The sequence below is a fragment of the Aequitasia blattaphilus genome (assembly GCF_024721305.1).
In the GTDB taxonomy this organism is placed as follows: Bacteria; Bacillota; Clostridia; order Lachnospirales; family Lachnospiraceae; genus Aequitasia; species Aequitasia blattaphila.
In genome coordinates this window covers 63,916-80,073 of sequence record NZ_JAMXOD010000005.1, presented here as the reverse complement: position 1 = coordinate 80,073, position 16,158 = coordinate 63,916, and the positions used below count along the sequence as shown (strand labels likewise).

Below are 16,158 nucleotides of genomic sequence, written 5' to 3'. Positions count from 1 at the left end.
TAAATCGTAGAGGAGGAAATATTATGAAAAGAAGAATTTTATCGCTATTAATAGCAATTTTAATGATAATTGGTCTTTCCGTTGCTCCGACTAAATATGTGGCAAAAGCCGCAGATGGAAAAATGATTACATGGGATATTCAATATGAGGGTGGTAAGAATAACCAAGTATTCAGGGTCGTGAATAACCAAGGAACACCAGTAAGTTGTGTTTTAAAAGAAAAGGCTGTGCCTGTATTGTCTACAGAGGTGTTAAAACCAGGTGAAGAACATGCCTTTATGGTCGAGGACAATGCGAAGAAATACACAATGTATGTGTATGATTCAGAAGATGGAACAGGTACGGTGCTTGAACAATTTACAACTAAGGATACCCATGAGTACGAAGTTTATGCAACGGATCAAGATGGTAATAAATTGGAATTTATTACAGAAGAAACAGGTGCTGATGGAAAATACAAAACGACAAGTTTGATTCAGAGAGGGCATGTGGATCGTAATTCAAATTTCAAGGTTGTACCACCAACTATTATTTTTACCGAGGATGGCAATGGCAATGATATTGAATGGATACTAGATGATGCTGTTGATAAAACTGCTTCCTATGAAACCTTTGAGATGTTTTTTAAATATAAAAAGGCTGACAAAGAAGATCGAAAAATCCGTATTCGCTGCTTGAATGAAAATGGTCACGTAATCATGGAGGATGACAGCTTAAAGGTTTCCTACAACAGTTCTGTAGATTATACGGTTGAAGAAACAATCACACATCCTACGACCGGAAGAACATATAAGCTGGTAGATGATACACAAAAGGGAGTTCATACAGTAAAATATAACGATTATGAGGCGGTATATGATTATACGTATGAATTAGTAAAGACAGATGTAGATAAGGATTATGTAGTTACTGTTCAGTCAGTAGTAGTAGACGAGAATGGTAAAGAAAAAAATGTTGTATTAGGTGTAGATACATTTACCTATAACGATAAGAGTGGAGTGCCGTATATATATACTGTTAAGAATGAGACGCTCAGTGTTAAAAATTATGCAGATGGTACCGTTTCATACTTTAGACTTTATGATGTTGCGGACAAGGTAATTACACATCAGCCAGGTGGCGTAGACAGCTATAAGGTACGGTATGTGGAAGAGGGCAAAGACACTCCGTACACATGGGTCATACAAGGTATTGATGTTGCAACGCAGAAAATCGTGTATACAGAGTCCTTCTTAATACCTGTTGACGGAGAACACACCTTTAGAACAGATGATAAGACATTAGTGACGAGTGCAGAGGGTGTTCAATATGCAATTGATGAAACAGCAGAGAGCATTTATACCCATAAGTTTAATCCAAATGCGGATCGTGTGACGTACATACCTTATCATGAAGCAGGTGCTGATGCTGTGACAAAGTATGATATAAAAGTACAATACGTTAATGTAAGAGGTTTTGAAGTTCTGGAAACACGTACCATCACAGTAAAAGCAAATGAGGGAGATGTGACAATAGATAGTCCCGAAAAACTTAATGTAAAAGGTGATGAAACGAATTACGTAATGTTAAAAGGTGAGGTGCCAAGTAGAATCCATAAATTCTATATGCCTCATAGAACATATTCAGTATTCTACAGAGATGAAAAGGATATGGATAATTTAGATACTACCCGTACAGAGGTTACAGAAGTAATTAATTATGAAGATGTTGTTACAACAGAGACGTATGATGTTGAAAATACGGTTGTACTTCCAGGAGAAGTAGTAGAAGTAGACGGAGGAACAACGGCCATTGATGGTGGAACAACAACAACGGATGCCGTCGCTGCAACACCGGTAGCAACACCACCTACGACTTTGGTGGTGAATCCAAGTGGTGGTGAAACAACATTATTAGACGAAGAGGCAGTACCACTTGCTGAAAACGTACAAGATGTTGAGGATTTAGATGAAGGAGAAGTTCCTTTAGGCGCGTCAGCGGATTATGAAGATAAGGATAAAGACAAAGGCCAGGTAGCTTCCATCGTATCCAATTTACCATTAGTAATTGGAATAGGAGCAGTCATACTAATTATTCTTGCAGCAATCCTATTGCTTTACAAAAAGAAACAAAATGGAACTCCAGAATAGGAGTTGACTTTTAAGACTGCACCAGCCATAATGGTTGGTGCAGTTTTATGTTCGAATTAAGGTGTGCTGGAGAAAGGGATAAGAAATGAAAGTTAAAAATGGAATGATATTGGCACTGGTGTCTTTTATATGGGGGACATCCTTTGTGGCGCAGAGTATGGGAATGGAGTATCTGGAGCCTTTCACCTTTAATGGTGTACGGTGCCTGATTGGGGGCGTTGTACTGATCCCTTGTATATGGTTGATTAATCGACTGACGGGGAATGGTTCCGGGGTAGAGAAGGAGAAGTATAAAAAGAAGGACTTATATATAGGTGGAATTGCCTGCGGGGTGTTGCTTTTTTTAGCCAGCAGCTTACAGCAAATTGGGATTCAATATACCACAGCAGGAAAATCAGGCTTTATTACGGCCTTCTATATCGTTATGGTTCCTGTCTTGGGAATCTTTCTGAAAAAAGCAGTAGGGATTAAGGTATGGCTGGGCGTTGCCCTTGCCCTTTGCGGGTTATATTTCTTATGTATTAATGAAGCACTAACGATAAATAAAGGGGATATTCTTACTCTGGTATGTGCCTTGGTCTTTTCCTTGCATATTATGGTGATCGATTACTTTTCTCCAAAGGTGGAGGGAGTGAAGATGTCTTGTATTCAGTTTTTTGTTGCAGGGGTATTATCTCTTCCATTTATGTTTCTTTTTGAGACACCAAAGCTGTTGAATATGGGATTGAGTATGGGTTCACTTCTCTATGCAGGGGTATTATCCTGTGGAGTAGCCTATACATTACAGATTATTGGACAGAAAAATATGAACCCGGCAATTGCATCTTTAATCTTAAGTATGGAAGCCTGCTTCTCGGTTTTGGCAGGTTGGCTCGTACTAAAGGAAACATTGACAATTCGGGAAGGTTTGGGTTGTATTTTTATGTTTGGAGCGATTTTACTGGCACAGTTCCCAGAACGAAAAGTGGAAAAGGTAGAAGAAAGAGAGGCGACAGATAATGGTTAGAGAAGTTGAAGCAAAAGATAAAGAGTTGTATTTGGAGATGGCTCAAAAATTTTATTCTTCTGAAGCGGTTTTACATTCGATTCCAGTGGAGTATATAGAAGCAACGTGGAGAGAGATTATGCGCTCAAAGGAATACGTTCGCTGCTTTTTTCTGGAAAAGGAAGGGCAAACAGCAGGTTATGGTTTAATGGCATTTTCCTTCTCTCAGGAGGCGGGGGGAAAGGTTGTTTGGCTAGAGGAGCTGTTTATTTTACCGGAGTTTAGAGGACAAGGATTAGGAACAGAGTTCTTTAAATATGTGGAAAATAATGTGGAAGAGACGGTTTCAAGGGTGCGTCTGGAGATTGAGCCAGATAATGTAAGGGCAAAGAAGTTGTATGAATCTCTTGGTTATGAGGGATTACCTTATTTACAGATGGTAAAGGAGTAAGGAAAATCATGAAGTTTGTAATACAAAGAGTAACGAAAAGCAGTGTAACAATAGGTGGAAGTGTAAGAGGCGAAATTGGAAAAGGGCTAATGGTTTTGATTGGCGTAAGTAATGAAGATACGACAGAAATAGCAGATAAAATGATTCGAAAGCTGATCGGTCTTCGTATTTTTGAGGATGAGCAGGGTAAGACGAATTTATCCATAGATCAAGTGGGGGGAAGCCTGCTTTTGATTTCTCAGTTTACGCTATATGCAAATATGAAAAAGGGGAACCGTCCAAGCTTCATTGAGGCTGGAGCGCCGGATATGGCTGCAGAGTTATACGAGTATATTATTGCAAAATGTAAAGAAAGCGTAAAAACTGTGGAACGTGGAGAGTTTGGTGCGGATATGAAAGTGGAGCTGGTAAACGATGGACCGTTTACTATAATATTAGATTCAAAGGAGTTATAAAATGGTAAAGCACGTAGTAATGTGGAGTTTTAAGCCGGAAGTAAAAGAAGAAGATAAGGCCATGAGAAAAGAGGAAATGAAGAAAAATCTTGAGGGATTAGTAGGCGTAGTACCAGGGCTGATTGATGCTCATTACGTAGAGACACCGTTGCCCTCCAGTACCCATGATATGGGCTTGGTGACAACCCATGAATCACCAGAAGCCATAAAAGCGTACGCTAAAAATCCAGACCATGTTAAAGTTGCAGAAACCTATGTACGCCCCTTTGTACACAACAGAAGCTGTCTGGATTACGAAGCATAAAACCCGAAACACAAAATTATAGAATATAAATAATTTAGCAAAAGGACACCCTCAATTGACTCCAACGGCTCGGAGATTGAGGGTGTCCCTTTTGCAAACCAATTATACTGTTAAATTATAGATGTTAACCACGTCTTTTTTGGAGAGAGATACGTACCCTCCAATCTGTCCTTCCCGGCCATTTCCGTAGCAGGCTCTTTGAGCCATTTCATCGATATCTTCAACTTTTCCACCCAGTTCTCCAAGAGAAGAGGGCATTCCAATTTCTTTAAAGAAATAGCGAAGCTGTTTGATTCCTTCTAAGGCAGTTTCTTCTGGATGATTGAAATCCATTTGTACACCAAATACATTAACAGCAAATCTTGCCATACGATTTACATCATGTTTTAGGTTGTAGGTCATTACTGCAGGTAATACTACGGCAAGACCAGCTCCGTGGGTTACGTCATATTGAGCCGACAATTCGTGTTCGATATCATGACTTGCCCAGTCTTGTGTTCTTCCAACGCCGACGGTATTATTATGAGCAACCATACCAGCCCACATAATGTTTGCACGGGCTTCGTAATCCTCTGGATTGCGAATTACCTTAGGACCTTCCTTAATCATAGCAAGGAGAAGTGCTTCGATCATACGATCCGTAACCTCTACGTCCTTTGTGTTCGTAAAATAGCGCTCGCAGAGGTGAGTGATAATATCCGAGATTCCTGCTGCACTTTGATAAGGTGGAAGCGTCATTGTAAGAGCAGGATTTAAAATGGAAAATTTAGGGCGCAGAGCATTTCCGCTGGCACCACGCTTAAACATACCTTCTTCATTTGTGATGACAGAGTCAGGTGAACCCTCACTTCCAGCAGCGGCAATTGTAAGAATGGTTCCAATTGGCAATGCTTCTTTTATGGGTTTGCCCATATAGTAATCCCAGAAATCTCCATCGTATACTGTACCGGCAGCAATGGCCTTTGCGGAATCAATGGTACTGCCGCCGCCAATTGCCAGAACAAAATCCACGTCCTCGCTTCGGCAAAGTTCAATTCCTTTGTAGACCAAAGAGCTGACGGGATTTGGTTTTACTCCACCGAGTTCAATATATTCAATTTTGGATGCATCCAAAGAATTTTTTACACGATCTAAAAGACCGGAACGTACCACACTTCCTCCGCCGTAGTGAAGTAAAACTTTTGATCCTCCAAAACGTTTTACGTATTTTCCGGCATCCCCTTCTTTATCTTTTCCAAAAACAAAATAAGTGGGACTATAAAAAGTAAAATTATCCATAGCTATAAGCTCCTTTCTTTTCTATACCTCTAACTATATGCCCATTAGGAGAAAAGTCAAGTCTAACCTATTTGCATATGGATAAAAAATGATTATAATAGTCACAGAGGTGCAGTGATGATAAAAATAAAGAATGAATTTTTTTCGATAAAAGACATATGGAATTCGGGACAATGCTTTCGAATGCATCCAATAGGCGAGGATAAATACCGTGTAGTGGTTAAAGGAAAATGTCTAGAGATGGAAGAAACGCAAGGAGAAGTAGTGCTTTTTTGTACGAAAGAAGAATTTCAAAATGTATGGGAAGACTATTTTGACTTAAAAGAAGATTACTCCGTTTTTTTTCGGAATGTGAGCAAAGAGGATCGCTATTTACAAAGAGCAGCCTCTTTTGGGAAGGGGATTCGGATTCTAAAGCAAGACCTATGGGAAATGATTATTAGTTTTATTATTTCCACGCAGAATAATATCAAACGAATTCGTAAGTGTATTGATTTGCTTTGTAAGACGTATGGTAAAGAAATTCAAGAAGGAATTTATGCTTTTCCGGAGCCGGAGGAATTAAAGAATGTAACAGAGGAAGAGCTAAGAGGGTTAGGCTTGGGTTATCGTAGTAAGTATATTGTGAAGACAACTCAGCTTATTATAAGACAAGAGGTGTCCTTGGAGGAGATAAAGAGAATGGATTACCAGGAGGCAAAAAAAGAGCTTCAAAAGCTAACTGGTGTTGGAGAAAAGGTAGCAGATTGTGTCTGTCTGTTTGGACTGCATCATTTCGATGCCTTTCCAGTGGATACTCATATCAATCAAGTGCTGGAGAGAGAGTATGGCAACCAATTTCCGTATGAAATATATAAAGGTTATAGAGGGGTTATACAACAGTATATTTTTTACTATGACTTTATGAGAGAAAATCATTAAATAATCATAAACAATGAGGGCCGTTTATTGCGGCCCTTATTCTATCCATGGTAAAATGTGGTGTGGGTGTAGGATGTAATTATAGAAACGAGAGGGCAAAACATTGACGGCATGGAATTATATATTTGGTACTGTACCGAAGGAATATGCAAAAGAGTATCATGAGACAAAGCTAGGAACCAATTTAAAACGTACTTTAGGATTTTCAATTTATATTATAGGTCTTCAGATTTTACTGAATATATTAAATGCGATTAAACCGGATTCAGAAAGCTATTCGGAGTCGGTTGTAAAGTATATTGTTTTGTCTATGGTCTTATTATGTGTAGGAATTATTTACTTAATACTTAGTATTTTGATTCAGAAAAAAGTGATTCAAAATCGTCTCATAGTGAATTCGGTTCCCTATTCACTTTTGTATTTGTATGTGATTATTCAGATGATTTTTCTCTATTTTAATCTTCATAGTGATAATGGATACAACTCCTATATTATTGCAATTATTATAACGGCTTTTTTTATGGTCACTTCGCCATTTGAAAGTATTATGGTGATTTTAGTTTCCTTTGTGGCGGCAATTGCGATGTCTTTAGATGGAAAGGAACGATTCACGGAATTTGTTATGAATACAGATGTGTGGGCGAATGTACTAATTATTACCGCTCTTTGCTGTTATATGTCGGTTATTATTCATCAAATGTATTTGAATAATTTCATGTATGGAGTAAAGCTCCGTGAAAGCAATGAAAAGCTTCAGGATACGGCTCGCACTGATTCTCTTACCGGGGTCTGGAACAGAAGAGGATTTTACAATATTCTAGATCAAGGAAAGGATAAAAAGGAAGTAGAAAGCAATGCATTTGTTATACTTATGTGTGATGTGGATTTTTTTAAGCGATACAATGATCGAAATGGTCACTTGGAAGGAGATGCCTGTCTGATGAAGGTGGCTCAAACTCTGAAAGCTACATTAGAAGAGTATGGCGGTGAGATTTGCAGATACGGTGGCGAGGAGTTTTTGGGTTATTACGAAACGGAAGATGTGGAGAATATTACAGATATAGCGGAAAAATGCAGAGAAAATATAGAAGCAAGAAATATGATGGGAAAACGAACAGAAGAAGATCAAGATGGGGGACCTATTACAATCAGTATTGGTGTTGCTGCTGTTTATAAGGGGGAAGTCATTGATATAGACGAGCTGATTAAGACGGCAGACGGTGCCTTGTATAAAGCGAAGGAGCAAGGCAGAAATCAAGTTGTATTTGAAGGATAAGAAAAACGGAGGCCGGCAGCCTCCGTTTCTTTAATCCTCTGATGGTGAAAATTCATCTTTGCCTACACCGCATAATGGACAGACCCAGTCTTCTGGTAAATCCTCGAAAGCAGTTCCGGCAGCGACTCCATTATCGGTATCTCCCACAGCGGGATCATAAATATAGCCACATACATCACACACATATTTTTTCATAATTTTATCCTCTCTTTCGTTCGTAAGTTAGGCTTTCCATAAGCCATGGAGATTACAGTATTCATAAGCAGCCACAAAAGAATCATCATCACTTAAAATAAAGCTTGCTTTTGGAGCATCGCCTGGTTTCAAGCTCTTGAATTGCCCACCTGCTTTGGTTTCGATATAGATTCCGGTAATATAGTGTTCTTCCAGCATTGGATGTTCGACACTTCCGATAACCACATCTACTTGATTATCCTTTATTGTGACAACAGGAACGTGTTTTTCTTGTGCAGCATCTGTTGTATTTGCAGTAAGTTTTGATGCGGTTACTTCTTCCCCTGAAGAGCTAAATACAGAAAACTCTGTCAGGATATTACCTGTGGATTGTTCTTTATAAAAGTTTCTCATCATGACTACCTCCTTTTATTTTCTATCTTGTGTCCACCATACTATAAACTGATAATTATTTCTACATTTCGAAAAGAATTTTGGAAAAACTTTATAAATATGATATTATTATTTTAGAATCGAGAATGGAGGAGATACAATGCTTTTACTTTGTTATTCAAAATGTACCACATGCAATAAAGCTAAGAAGTGGTTGCAAGAGAATGGAATTCATTATAAGAATAGAGAAATCAAGGAAAACAACCCAAGTGTGGAAGAACTAAAGAAGTGGCATGAGTTAAGTGGATTGCCTCTTAAGAGGTTTTTCAACACAAGTGGTCAGGTTTATAAAGCACTTGGATTAAAAGACAAACTAAAAGAAATGACAGAGGAAGAACAGTATGAACTTCTGGCAACAGACGGGATGCTGGTAAAACGTCCCCTTCTTATTAATGGGAATAAGATTTACATTGGTTTTAAGGAAAAGGAGTGGGAAGAGTTAAGATGAGTTTGTTTGCAGTTTTTTTAATCGGGATTGGCTTATCAATGGATGCATTTGCTGTGTCTGTCTGTAAGGGGCTTGCGCTGGAGAAGTATAAGTGGAGATATTCGACAGTTGCAGGCATTTACTTTGGGATTTTTCAGGCAGCTATGCCTTTGATTGGCTTTTTTTTAGGAGAGCGTTTTAAGGATTATATCAGCGCAATCGATCACTGGATTGCCTTTGTATTATTAGGAATAATAGGGTTAAATATGATAAGAGAGTCTCGAAACAAGGAGGAGAGTTGTCCGATATATCCAAATCAAGACAAGGCTTTTTCACCAAAGGCAATGATTCCTTTGGCTGTGGCAACCAGTATTGATGCTTTAGCCGTTGGTATCACATTTGCCTTTCTTCATGTTCGTATCCTGCCAGCAGTTTTATTGATTGGAGTTACAACATTTACAATTTCCTTTGCCGGTGTTAGAATAGGCAATATATTTGGGAGTCGCTTCAAGAGTAAGGCCGAATTGGCTGGGGGCATCATCCTTATACTTATGGGATTTCGAATACTGATTGAGCATCTTGGAGGAGTTTAGAGTATGGAGTGGAAGAAAGTGCGTATCAAAACAAAGACTACCGCAGAAGATTTAATAAGCGGTGTTTTGTATGAAATGGGAATTACAGGAATAGAAGTAGAAGACAATATTCCATTGTCAGAAGAAGATAAAAAAGCAATGTACATAGATATTCTGCCAGAGGGAAAGACGGATGATGGAACGGCCTTTCTCTCCTTTTATGTGGAGGAAGGAAATGAAGGAGAAGAACTGATTGAAAATGTGTATCAAGAGCTGAACCGACTCAAAGATTTTGCTGATATTGGAGAGGGAAAAATCGAAACCTCCTATACGAAGGAAGAGGACTGGATTAATAATTGGAAAGAATTTTTTCATCAGTTTCGGATAGAGGATCTGCTCATCACACCTTCCTGGGAGACGGGGAAAAAGGAGGAAGCAGGGATTGGCCATGTGGTTGAGATAGATCCGGGAACTGCATTCGGGACAGGAAAGCATGAAACAACAACCCTTGCAATCAAAGGAATTCAAAAGTATGTGAAAGAGTCTATGAAAATATTGGACGTAGGTTGTGGAAGCGGGATTTTAGGGATTGTAGCTTTGAAGTATGGTGCGGCCCATGTGACAATGACAGATTTAGATGAGAAGGCAATTGAGGCTACACCTGTAAATATGGAAAGAAATCACATCACCAGTGATTGTTACGAAGTACTTTTAGGAGATATCATAGAGGAAGAAATCCTGAATGAAAGGGTTAGAAATGAAGGATTTGATTTGGTGACAGCCAATATTATTACTGAGGTTTTACTTCCCTTAACACCAGTGATTGTTTCAACATTGAAAAGGGGTGGAATCTATATTACCAGTGGGATTCTAATAGAAAAGATTCCGTTGATAAAAAAGAAGATAGAAGAAGTGGGATTTGAAATCCTGGAAATCAACGAGATGGGTGAATGGGCATCCATAGTAGGAAGAAAGAAGTAAAGAGAAATGAATCATTTTTTTGTAAAACCTTCCCAGGTTGAGGGAAAAGAAATTAATATTTTTATGCCAGATGTAAAGCATATCGCTCATGTACTTCGTATGAGAGAAGGAGAAGAGCTAAGCGTTAGTGATGAAACGTTTTTTTATTTGTGTCAGATTAAGGAGATTGAAAAGGAAAGAGTTTCATGTGTGATTTTAGAGAAGAAGGAAATTGACACAGAGGCAGGAGCTGAGTTTGTTTTGTTTCAGGGGCTCCCTAAAGGCGATAAAATGGATTTGATTGTACAAAAGGCAGTGGAGTTAGGGGTAGCGAAAATAATTCCCTTAAAAACGAGAAGAGCGGTTGTACGACTGGATGAAAAAAAGGCGAAGAAAAAGCAGAACAGGTGGCAGGAAATTGCAAAGGGAGCTGCAAAGCAATCAAAAAGAGGGTATATACCAGAAGTCTTGGAACCTATGAGTTTCAAGGAGGGGATAAACTACGCCCAAGCATTGGATCGAAATCTAGTGCCTTATGAGGAGGCAACTGATATAGAGGAAACAAAGGAAGTGTTTCGGTCCCTTGTCCGTGGGCAAAAGATCGGAATTTTTATTGGTCCAGAGGGTGGATTTGAGGAAGAAGAAATCGAGATGTTGAAAGAAATTCATGGAGAAGTCATTACTCTTGGAAAAAGAATTTTAAGAACGGAAACGGCAGGGCTTATGGTATTGTCTGTTTTAATGTTTTCCCTGGAAGGAGAGGCGTAGATGAAGGAAATCTATTTTGATAATGCAGCAACAACCATGGTATATGAAGAAGTTGCGGATAAGATGAAGGAAATCATGATTTGTGATTATGGAAATCCTTCTTCTCTGCATCTAAAAGGTATGCAAGGTGAAAAGTATGTAAAAGAAGCGAAGGATATATTAGCAAAACTTTTAAAGGTGAAGGAAAAAGAGATTTTTTTCACATCAGGAGGAACCGAAAGTAATAACTGGGCTCTTATAGGTGGTGCAAGAGGAGGGAAACGCCGAGGTAAACACATTATTACCACAGTGATTGAACATCCAGCAGTCTATAATGTTACTGGCTTCTTAGAAGAGGAAGGCTTTGAAACGACTTATCTTCCAGTTAATGAGCAGGGAGAAGTGGAAATCCAGACGCTAAAAGATGCATTAAGAGAGGATACGATTTTAGTATCGATTATGCAGGTGAATAATGAGATTGGTACGAGGCAGCCGATTGAAGAGCTCGTAAAGGTTGTAAAAAATTTCAATCCACAGATTTTGTTTCATGTTGATGGAATTCAAGGGTTTGGGAAAGAAGTTTTTTATCCTGGGAAAACCGGAGTGGATTTGTATTCCATTAGTGGTCACAAATTTCATGGACCAAAGGGAGTGGGACTCCTATACATAAAAGAAAAGACGAAGATGATGCCACTTGTTTTTGGAGGTGGACAGCAAAAAGGAATGCGTTCTGGAACTGAGAATGTACCGGGGATTGCAGGACTTGCTGAGGCGGCAAAAATCAGTTATGATAATCACGATGAAAAAGAGGCGTATTTAAGAGAACTGCGAGATTACTTTGTCGAAGAAGTTCGTAAAATAGAAGGTGTAACAATACATGGAGAGCTTGCGAAGATGCGGGCGCCCCATATTGTAAGTGTAGGAGTGGAAGGAATAAAAAGCGAAGTGCTTTTACATGCTTTAGAGGAGAAGCACATCTATGTGTCATCAGGGTCGGCATGTGCGTCGAATCATCCAAGTATCAGCGGGGTTTTAAAAGGGATACAGGCTCCCAAGGAGTATTTAGATACCACTGTCCGCTTTAGTTTTTCGAGATTTAATACAAAGAGTGAGATTGACTGTGCTCTGGAGACACTATATAATATTGTTCCAATGTTTAGGAAATACAGGAGAAGATAAAATGACATTTCAAACGTTTTTATTAAAATATGGAGAAATTGGAATCAAGGGAAAAAACAGATATTTATTCGAGGATGCTTTGGTGCGGCAGATCAAGTATTCTTTAAAGGGAGTAGAGGGTAAATTCAATGTTTACAAATCACAGGCGAGAATATACGTGGATTGTTTAAGTGAATATGATTATGAGGATGTAGTCGAGCATTTAAAGCGTGTTTTCGGTCTCGTAGGAATCTGCCCCGTGGTACGCCTGGAAGATGAAGGCTTTGATCGTTTAAAAGAAGAAGTCGTTGCTTACATGAAGGAAATGTATGGAGAGAAGGACTTTACCTTTAAAATAGAGGCAAGAAGAGCGAAGAAATCTTATCCGAAAAATTCCATGGAGATTAATTGCGATTTAGGGGAGGCAGTTCTTGAAAATTTGAAAGGGTCTTCCGTAGATGTGCATAAGCCAGAAGTATTGGTGAATGTAGAAGTACGAAATGAAATTTATATTTATTCCCAAATTATACCGGGACCTGGGGGAATGCCTGTGGGTACCAATGGCGGAGCAATGCTTCTTCTTTCGGGAGGAATTGACAGCCCTGTGGCAGGATATATGATTTCCAAACGAGGTGTAAAGCTCCATGCTACTTATTTTCATGCACCACCGTATACCAGTGAAAGAGCAAAGCAAAAGGTAGTGGATCTTGCCAAAATTGTTGCAAGATACTCAGGACCTATTGAGCTTAATGTTGTGAACTTTACAGATATTCAGCTTTATATTTATGATAAATGTCCTCATGATGAGCTGACAATTATTATGCGAAGATATATGATGAAGATTGCAGAACATTTTGCCTTAGAGTCAGGATGCCTGGGGCTTATTACGGGAGAAAGTATTGGTCAGGTGGCAAGTCAGACTATGCAGTCTTTAGCTGCGACGAATGAAGTATGTACATTGCCGGTTTATCGACCGGTTATTGGATTTGATAAACAGGAAATTGTTGATATCGCAGAGAAAATTGACACTTATGAGACTTCAATTTTACCTTTTGAGGATTGCTGTACTATTTTTGTGGCGAAACATCCTGTTACAAAACCAAGTGTTAAGAGAATAAAGAAATCAGAAGAAAATCTGCAAGACAAAATAGAAGAGCTTATGAAAGAAGCAATTGAAAGTACCGAGAAAATCACAGTACGGGCATTTTAAAAAAAGGGAAGTGCTGAGCACTTCCCTTTTAACTAATCAATAATGTATGGACTTAATACTTTTAAAACATTTTCTGCATCATCATCTGCATGAATGTTTAAGTTGATTGGTTTTGATAAATCTAAACTGAAGATACCCATAATCGATTTTGCATCAATTACGTATCTGCCAGAAACTAAATCAAAGTCATAGTCAAACTTTGTAATATCATTTACAAATGATTTAACCTTATCAATAGAGTTTAAAGAAATCTGTACTGTTTTCATCGGTAAATCCTCCTTTAGTTTTATTTACTATAATCTTAAGAGGATAAAAGGAAAATGTCAAGATAAAGAGGAGATTTATGTCAAGAAAAGTTGCAATGCATAATCTTGGGTGCAAGGTGAATGCTTATGAAACTCAGGCAATGACTGAGTTATTAAAAGAAAATGGATATGAGATGGTTCCTTTTAAACCGGGAGCAGATATTTATATTATTAATACCTGCAGTGTGACAAACATTGCGGATCGTAAATCGAGACAGATGCTTCACAAGGCAAGGAAGCTGAATCCGGCGGCGATTGTGGTGGCTTGCGGGTGCTATGTGGAAACCAGTGAAGGGGAAAGAGATCCTGTTATTGATATTGCGATTGGAAATAACAGAAAAAAAGATTTGATTTCCATTCTGGAAGAATATGACCAAAGTAAGGAAGTAATTCTAGAAGAAGTGATTGATATTAATCATACGAATGAGTATGAAGAGCTGGAATTGAATACCGCCTCAGACCACACAAGGGCGTATATAAAGGTGCAGGATGGTTGTAATCAATTCTGCAGTTACTGTATTATCCCTTATGCCAGGGGAAGAGTGAGAAGCCGAAGCATGGAAAATGTTGTCTTAGAAGTAGAGAGACTGGTAAACCAAGGTTATAAGGAAGTTGTTTTAACGGGTATTCATTTGAGCTCTTATGGCATTGATCTGGATACGGATTTGCTGGCTCTTATTAAGAGCATCAATCAGATAGAAGGCTTGTATAGAATCCGATTGGGTTCCTTGGAACCAAGAATAATCACAGAAGAGTTTGTTAGGGAATTATCTGAAATGGATAAGTTCTGTCCGCATTTTCACTTATCTTTACAAAGTGGCTGCAATGAAACATTAAAACGTATGAATCGAAAATACACAACAGAGGAATATGAGGCTTCGTGCAGTCTGATTCGACAGTATTTTGAACATCCGGCGTTAACCACGGATATTATTGTTGGTTTTCCGGGAGAGACCAAAGAGGAGTTTGAAGCATCCAGGGAATTTGTTGAGAGAATACATTTCTACGAGACTCATATATTTAAATATTCCAAAAGACAAGGGACGAAAGCGGCAAATATGGAGAACCAGGTTTCGGATCAGGAAAAAGCAAGAAGAAGTGAAATTTTGTTGGAGTTGAATCGATTGAGGCAAAGAGAGTTTGAAGACGAGTTAATCGGGAAGACAAAAGAAATTTTGATTGAAGAGGTTGTGGAGACAAAAAAAGGCTCTTATCAAGTGGGATATACGAAAGAATATGTAAAAATTCAAATTAGAAATGAAGATAATCAAAGGAACGTAATGAAAAATGTACCCATTGTTAGTTATTCACAAATTTCACATTGAATTTTTGGGAAATTTAGAGTAGAATAGGATAGAAGTATAAATAAAGGACGTGAATCAATGAAAGATATTAGTAACACACAATTTTTTCAAGTTGGAAGTGACTCCAAAATACAAGCATATGAAATTCTGGATCAGGTATACCAGGCTTTAAGCGAAAAAGGCTACAACCCGGTAAACCAGATTGTGGGATATATTATGTCTGGAGATCCAACTTATATTACCAGCCATAATGGAGCGAGAAGCTTGATTATGAAGGTGGAAAGAGATGACTTGGTAGAAGAAATGCTGAAAACCTATATCAAGTCCAATGGATGGAATAAATAGATGAGGATTCTTGGACTGGATTACGGAACAAAAACAGTCGGAGTGGCCTTATCGGATCCTTTAGGCATTACTGCCCAGGCAGTAGAAACCATTTCAAGAAAAGATGAAAATAAGCTAAGGAAAACCTGTGCAAGGATTGAAGCTCTTATTGAAGAATATGGTGTGGAAAAAATTGTACTTGGATTGCCGAAGCATATGAATAATGATATTGGTGATCGGGCGATAAAATCTATGGAGTTTGGGGAGATGCTAACCAGGCGGACCGGCCTTGAGGTCGTGATGTGGGATGAGCGTCTTACCACAAAGGAAGCGAATCGGACTCTGATGGAGAGTAAAGTTAGAAGAGAGAACCGCAAAAAGTATGTAGATCAGATTGCGGCTGTTTTTATATTGCAAGGATATTTAGACTCTTTACCAAAAGCATAGAAGGGAGTTTTTTGCGTGGAAAAAATTGAATTTGTAATCCCGGATACATTGGAAAGTGAAGAATTTTATGTTTTAGAGCAAACGAAGATTAATGAGGTGACATACTTACTTGTTGCAGATTCGGAAGACGGAGAGGGTGTCTGTCTAATTCTTAAGGATTCATCAAAAGAAGAAGAGTTAGAAGCACTTTATGAAGAAGTTGAAGACGAAGAAGAGTTAAACGCAGTACTGAAGGTGTTTGAAGAACTCTTGGAAGATGTGTCGATTGAAAGGTAGGG

The 16,158-nt window shown here is 38.6% G+C and carries 21 protein-coding genes; 17 read left to right on the top strand and 4 right to left on the bottom strand.

Going from position 1 to position 16,158, the window contains the following annotated elements:
• Positions 1–23: 23 nt before the first annotated feature.
• From NHH15_RS05115 to NHH15_RS05095, 5 genes are all read left to right on the top strand, one after another.
• Positions 24–2,129 (top strand): hypothetical protein, encoded by a 2,106-nt coding sequence (locus NHH15_RS05115; protein WP_262065579.1) that lies wholly within the window; start codon positions 24–26, stop codon positions 2,127–2,129.
• Positions 2,130–2,214: 85 nt separating this feature from the next.
• Positions 2,215–3,135, top strand: a complete 921-nt coding sequence (locus tag NHH15_RS05110) for a DMT family transporter (protein ID WP_262065578.1) — start codon at positions 2,215–2,217, stop codon at positions 3,133–3,135.
• Entirely contained in the window at positions 3,128–3,565 is a 438-nt protein-coding gene (locus NHH15_RS05105; RefSeq protein WP_262065577.1) for a GNAT family N-acetyltransferase, read from the top strand. Before NHH15_RS05110 ends, NHH15_RS05105 begins: the two co-directional genes overlap by 8 nt.
• 8 nt (positions 3,566–3,573) lie before the next feature.
• Positions 3,574–4,020, top strand: coding sequence for a D-aminoacyl-tRNA deacylase (dtd, locus tag NHH15_RS05100; RefSeq protein WP_262065576.1), 447 nt, complete (start codon positions 3,574–3,576; stop codon positions 4,018–4,020).
• A gap of 1 nt (position 4,021) precedes the next feature.
• Positions 4,022–4,324, top strand: coding sequence for a Dabb family protein (locus NHH15_RS05095; protein WP_262065575.1), 303 nt, complete (start codon positions 4,022–4,024; stop codon positions 4,322–4,324).
• A gap of 102 nt (positions 4,325–4,426) precedes the next feature.
• Here the strand turns inward: NHH15_RS05095 and NHH15_RS05090 are convergent, their stop codons facing one another.
• Complete coding sequence (locus NHH15_RS05090) at positions 4,427–5,602, bottom strand: iron-containing alcohol dehydrogenase (RefSeq protein WP_262065574.1); 1,176 nt, start codon at positions 5,600–5,602, stop codon at positions 4,427–4,429.
• Between the two features lie 117 nt (positions 5,603–5,719).
• On the opposite strand from NHH15_RS05090, the gene NHH15_RS05085 reads away from it, so the two are divergent.
• Positions 5,720–6,523 carry a DNA-3-methyladenine glycosylase family protein gene (locus tag NHH15_RS05085; protein WP_262065573.1) on the top strand — a complete coding sequence of 268 codons (804 nt, stop codon included), beginning with the start codon at positions 5,720–5,722 and terminating at the stop codon, positions 6,521–6,523.
• Positions 6,524–6,626: 103 nt separating this feature from the next.
• Positions 6,627–7,799, top strand: a complete 1,173-nt coding sequence (locus NHH15_RS05080) for a GGDEF domain-containing protein (RefSeq protein WP_262065572.1) — start codon at positions 6,627–6,629, stop codon at positions 7,797–7,799.
• A 30-nt stretch (positions 7,800–7,829) separates the two neighbouring features.
• Here the strand turns inward: NHH15_RS05080 and rd are convergent, their stop codons facing one another.
• Positions 7,830–7,994, bottom strand: coding sequence for a rubredoxin (rd, locus tag NHH15_RS05075; protein ID WP_262065571.1), 165 nt, complete (start codon positions 7,992–7,994; stop codon positions 7,830–7,832).
• A gap of 27 nt (positions 7,995–8,021) precedes the next feature.
• A complete protein-coding gene (locus tag NHH15_RS05070; RefSeq protein WP_262065655.1) occupies positions 8,022–8,387 on the bottom strand; it encodes a desulfoferrodoxin family protein in 366 nt (121 codons plus the stop codon).
• A 139-nt stretch (positions 8,388–8,526) separates the two neighbouring features.
• Between NHH15_RS05070 and NHH15_RS05065 the strand changes: the two genes are divergently transcribed.
• The 6 genes from NHH15_RS05065 to thiI are packed head-to-tail and all read left to right on the top strand — an operon-like array spanning position 8,527 to position 13,500.
• A complete protein-coding gene (locus NHH15_RS05065) occupies positions 8,527–8,874 on the top strand; it encodes an arsenate reductase family protein (protein WP_262065570.1) in 348 nt (115 codons plus the stop codon).
• On the top strand, positions 8,871–9,446 hold the full coding sequence (locus tag NHH15_RS05060; RefSeq protein ID WP_262065569.1) for a manganese efflux pump MntP: 576 nt from the start codon (positions 8,871–8,873) through the stop codon (positions 9,444–9,446). Before NHH15_RS05065 ends, NHH15_RS05060 begins: the two co-directional genes overlap by 4 nt.
• 3 nt (positions 9,447–9,449) lie before the next feature.
• Positions 9,450–10,406 (top strand): 50S ribosomal protein L11 methyltransferase, encoded by a 957-nt coding sequence (gene prmA, locus NHH15_RS05055; protein WP_262065568.1) that lies wholly within the window; start codon positions 9,450–9,452, stop codon positions 10,404–10,406.
• 6 nt (positions 10,407–10,412) lie between these two features.
• Positions 10,413–11,153: a 16S rRNA (uracil(1498)-N(3))-methyltransferase gene (locus tag NHH15_RS05050; protein WP_262065567.1), complete on the top strand. Its 741-nt coding sequence runs from the start codon at positions 10,413–10,415 to the stop codon at positions 11,151–11,153.
• Complete coding sequence (locus NHH15_RS05045) at positions 11,154–12,311, top strand: cysteine desulfurase family protein (RefSeq protein ID WP_262065566.1); 1,158 nt, start codon at positions 11,154–11,156, stop codon at positions 12,309–12,311.
• Between the two features lies 1 nt (position 12,312).
• Complete coding sequence (gene thiI / locus NHH15_RS05040; RefSeq protein ID WP_262065565.1) at positions 12,313–13,500, top strand: tRNA uracil 4-sulfurtransferase ThiI; 1,188 nt, start codon at positions 12,313–12,315, stop codon at positions 13,498–13,500.
• Between the two features lie 32 nt (positions 13,501–13,532).
• On the opposite strand, the gene NHH15_RS05035 is transcribed toward thiI, so the two are convergent.
• The gene (locus NHH15_RS05035; RefSeq protein WP_262065564.1) at positions 13,533–13,766 is read right to left on the bottom strand and encodes an HPr family phosphocarrier protein; all 234 of its coding nucleotides are present in this window, start codon (positions 13,764–13,766) and stop codon (positions 13,533–13,535) included.
• A 77-nt stretch (positions 13,767–13,843) separates the two neighbouring features.
• Here NHH15_RS05035 and mtaB point away from each other — a divergent pair, with 77 nt between their 5' ends.
• Genes mtaB through NHH15_RS05015 form a run of 4 tightly spaced genes read left to right on the top strand, consistent with a single transcriptional unit; the run spans position 13,844 to position 16,156 of the window.
• Positions 13,844–15,130, top strand: coding sequence for a tRNA (N(6)-L-threonylcarbamoyladenosine(37)-C(2))-methylthiotransferase MtaB (gene mtaB / locus NHH15_RS05030; protein WP_262065563.1), 1,287 nt, complete (start codon positions 13,844–13,846; stop codon positions 15,128–15,130).
• A 57-nt stretch (positions 15,131–15,187) separates the two neighbouring features.
• Entirely contained in the window at positions 15,188–15,454 is a 267-nt protein-coding gene (locus tag NHH15_RS05025) for an IreB family regulatory phosphoprotein (RefSeq protein WP_262065562.1), read from the top strand.
• Complete coding sequence (gene ruvX, locus NHH15_RS05020; RefSeq protein WP_262065561.1) at positions 15,455–15,880, top strand: Holliday junction resolvase RuvX; 426 nt, start codon at positions 15,455–15,457, stop codon at positions 15,878–15,880.
• A gap of 15 nt (positions 15,881–15,895) precedes the next feature.
• Entirely contained in the window at positions 15,896–16,156 is a 261-nt protein-coding gene (locus NHH15_RS05015) for a DUF1292 domain-containing protein (RefSeq protein ID WP_262065560.1), read from the top strand.
• Positions 16,157–16,158: the final 2 nt, after the last annotated feature.

Bases quoted from the DNA above. Each gene is read 5' to 3' on its own strand.
- NHH15_RS05115 (WP_262065579.1), top strand. From the start codon at position 24: ATGAAAAGAAGAATTTTATCGCTATTAATAGCAATTTTAATGATAATT.
- NHH15_RS05110 (WP_262065578.1), top strand. From the start codon at position 2,215: ATGAAAGTTAAAAATGGAATGATATTGGCACTGGTGTCTTTTATATGG.
- NHH15_RS05105 (WP_262065577.1), top strand. From the start codon at position 3,128: ATGGTTAGAGAAGTTGAAGCAAAAGATAAAGAGTTGTATTTGGAGATG.
- dtd (WP_262065576.1), top strand. From the start codon at position 3,574: ATGAAGTTTGTAATACAAAGAGTAACGAAAAGCAGTGTAACAATAGGT.
- NHH15_RS05095 (WP_262065575.1), top strand. From the start codon at position 4,022: ATGGTAAAGCACGTAGTAATGTGGAGTTTTAAGCCGGAAGTAAAAGAA.
- NHH15_RS05090 (WP_262065574.1), bottom strand. From the start codon at position 5,602: ATGGATAATTTTACTTTTTATAGTCCCACTTATTTTGTTTTTGGAAAA.
- NHH15_RS05085 (WP_262065573.1), top strand. From the start codon at position 5,720: ATGATAAAAATAAAGAATGAATTTTTTTCGATAAAAGACATATGGAAT.
- rd (WP_262065571.1), bottom strand. From the start codon at position 7,994: ATGAAAAAATATGTGTGTGATGTATGTGGCTATATTTATGATCCCGCT.
- NHH15_RS05070 (WP_262065655.1), bottom strand. From the start codon at position 8,387: ATGAGAAACTTTTATAAAGAACAATCCACAGGTAATATCCTGACAGAG.
- NHH15_RS05065 (WP_262065570.1), top strand. From the start codon at position 8,527: ATGCTTTTACTTTGTTATTCAAAATGTACCACATGCAATAAAGCTAAG.
- NHH15_RS05060 (WP_262065569.1), top strand. From the start codon at position 8,871: ATGAGTTTGTTTGCAGTTTTTTTAATCGGGATTGGCTTATCAATGGAT.
- prmA (WP_262065568.1), top strand. From the start codon at position 9,450: ATGGAGTGGAAGAAAGTGCGTATCAAAACAAAGACTACCGCAGAAGAT.
- NHH15_RS05050 (WP_262065567.1), top strand. From the start codon at position 10,413: ATGAATCATTTTTTTGTAAAACCTTCCCAGGTTGAGGGAAAAGAAATT.
- NHH15_RS05045 (WP_262065566.1), top strand. From the start codon at position 11,154: ATGAAGGAAATCTATTTTGATAATGCAGCAACAACCATGGTATATGAA.
- thiI (WP_262065565.1), top strand. From the start codon at position 12,313: ATGACATTTCAAACGTTTTTATTAAAATATGGAGAAATTGGAATCAAG.
- NHH15_RS05035 (WP_262065564.1), bottom strand. From the start codon at position 13,766: ATGAAAACAGTACAGATTTCTTTAAACTCTATTGATAAGGTTAAATCA.
- mtaB (WP_262065563.1), top strand. From the start codon at position 13,844: ATGTCAAGAAAAGTTGCAATGCATAATCTTGGGTGCAAGGTGAATGCT.
- NHH15_RS05025 (WP_262065562.1), top strand. From the start codon at position 15,188: ATGAAAGATATTAGTAACACACAATTTTTTCAAGTTGGAAGTGACTCC.
- ruvX (WP_262065561.1), top strand. From the start codon at position 15,455: ATGAGGATTCTTGGACTGGATTACGGAACAAAAACAGTCGGAGTGGCC.